A 2,510-nucleotide genomic window follows, 5' to 3' on the forward strand; every position below is an offset into this window, starting at 1 on the left:
GAGCTGTTCCGCGCGGTGGCGGGCGACCCGGCCCCCCCCCCCCCCGACGACGTGGTGGCGCGGATCGTCGAGCACTGCGGCCGGCTGCCGCTGGCCGTCCGGATCGCCGCCGCCCGGTTCCGCGGCAGCCCGGGGTGGACGCTCCCGGACTTCGCCGCGCGGCTGGCGGACGAGGCGGTCCGGCTGCGCACCCTGGACGACGGGGAGCGCAGCGTCACGGCCGCGTTCACGCTGTCGTACCGGGGCCTGCCCGCGGACCAGCGGCGGATGTTCGGCCTGCTCGCCCTGCACCCCGGTCGGGAGGTGGCGTTGCGCGGCGCCGCCGCGCTGGCCGGCGTGGGTGTCGAGGAGGCGGAGCGGTTGCTGGCCCGGCTGCACGACGCCCACCTGGTCGTGCAGCACCCCGGCGGCTACACCGGCTTCCACGACCTGATGCGGGCGTTCGCGATCGAGCACGCGCTGCCGGACGTGCCACCGGCCGAGCGCGACGCCGCCGTGCGCCGGCTGTTCGACCTGGCGCTGGCGACCACGGCGGCGACGGACGAGCTGCTCGTGCCGCAGCGCTACCGGCCACGACTGGAGCCGGCCGACCCGCCGCCGGTGGTCGAGGTGTTCGCCGACCGCGAGGCCGCGATGGCGTGGCTGGACGCGGAGTGGCCGAACCTGGTGGCGTTGTGCGGGTACGCGGCGGACCGGTCGTGGCACCGGGGGTGCTGGCAGTTGGCGTTCCTGCTGCGGGACTTCTTCTTCCGCACCAAGCTGTGGGACGCGTGGATCCACACGCACCGGCTCGCCGTGACGGCCGCGCGGGCGGACGGCGACGCGAACGCGTTGGCCATGACGTTGAACAACCTCGGCATGGCGCACGTCGACCGGGGCGACCTGGCGGCCGCGTCGGAGTACTACGAGGAGGCGTTGGCGTTGTTCCGCGCGGCGGACGACGAGCCGGGCACCACCAGCGCGCTGTCGAACCTGGCCTGGGTGAACCTGTACCTGGGCGACCACCGCACGGCGTTGCGCGACATGGGCGCCGCGCTGGCGGCGTACCGCCGGACCGGGGCCCGGCGCAACGCGGCGATCACGTTGCGCGGCATGGCGTTGACCGAGACGGAGCTGGGCGCGTTCGAGGACGCGCTGCGCCACGGGGGCGAGGCCCACGACGAGTTCCGCGACCTGGGGCTGGAGCTGGACCTCGCGATGACGCTGAACTGCCTGGCGTGGACCCACTTCCGGGCGGGCCGCCCCGAGGAGGCGGTGGCCTGGTACGAGCGCGCCGCCGACACCGCGGCCCGCTGCGGCAGCAGCCACGAGGTGGCCCGGGCCGAGACGGGCCTGGGCAACGTGGCCGCCGCGACCGGCGACCACGCCACCGCGCACCGGCTGTGGACCTCCGCCGCGGCCGACACCCTCGACCCGGTGATGGTGGGCGAGGAGCGGGTGCGGCGCTCGCTCGCCGCCGCCTCGTAGGGGCCGGGCCGGTCCCGGGGCATCGACGGTCGCCCGCCCGCGGGAGCACGCGGTTCCGTTGGGCCGACCGGAGCAGTGACCGGCCCACCCCGCCGCGGGGCCCGGTCCGACTGCGAGACTTCCCGACCATGCGTGAGGTGGGCAACGGGCGCTACCGCTTGGTCCGCGAGCTGGGGCGGGGCGGCATGGGCGCCGTGTGGCTCGGGCAGGACGCGGTGCTCGGCCGGGACGTCGCGGTCAAGGAGCTGATGATCCCCGGTGGCGTGCCCGCCGCCGAACGCGCCGTCTACCAGGAGCGCGTGCTGCGGGAGGCGCGGATCGCCAGTCGGCTGGCCGACCCGGCGGTCGTCACGGTCTACGACCTGATCAAGGAAGAGGACCAGACGTACATCGTGATGGAGCTGATCAAGGCTCCCACGCTGGCCGAGCTGGTCGAGCGGGACGGGCCGCTCGACGTGCGGGCGGCGGCGACGCTGGCGGGTCAGCTGCTGTCCGCGCTGGAGGCGGCCCACGAGTCCGGTGTGGTGCACCGGGACGTCAAGCCCGGCAACGTGATGGTCCCCGCCAGGGGGACGGCGAAGCTGACCGACTTCGGCATCGCCCAGAACCTGGACGACCCGCGGCTGACGGCCACCGGCGCGTTGATCGGCTCGCCCGCGTACATGTCGCCGGAACGGCTCTCCGGCGCGCAGGCGTCGCCCGCCTGGGACCTGTGGGCGTTGGGCGCGACGCTGTTCTTCGCCACCGAGGGGTACGGCCCGTTCGACCGGGACAGCACGTCGGCGACCATGCTGGCGGTGCTGAACGAGCGCCCCCGGCCGCGCCTGACGCCCGGCCCGTTGGCGGACCTGATCGTCGGGCTGCTCGACCCGGACCCGCAGCGGCGGCTGGGCGCGGCCGGGGCGCGGCGACTGGTCGAGCGGGCGCTGGCCACGCCACCGGACCCCACCGCGCCGGACCCCACCGCGCCGGTCGACCCACCGACCGTCCGCACGCCCTCGATCACCGGTGGCGCGGCGTCGAACCGCGTGCCCTCCGGCGGC

Annotated in this window: 2 protein-coding genes; both read left to right on the forward strand. The window is 75.9% G+C overall.

Translation table 11 applies throughout. The features are described 5' to 3' along the window. Positions 1 to 1,467: tetratricopeptide repeat protein (locus ACFXGA_RS27395; RefSeq protein ID WP_378092602.1), on the forward strand; the 1,467-nt coding region annotated here is incomplete at its 5' end. A gap of 128 nt (positions 1,468 to 1,595) precedes the next feature. Continuing rightward, positions 1,596 to 2,510 (forward strand): serine/threonine-protein kinase (locus tag ACFXGA_RS27400; RefSeq protein ID WP_378092604.1); only part of this gene is annotated, 915 nt, incomplete at its 3' end.

It is taken from the genome of Actinosynnema sp. NPDC059335, from assembly GCF_042752395.1.
Classification (GTDB): domain Bacteria; phylum Actinomycetota; class Actinomycetes; order Mycobacteriales; family Pseudonocardiaceae; genus Actinosynnema.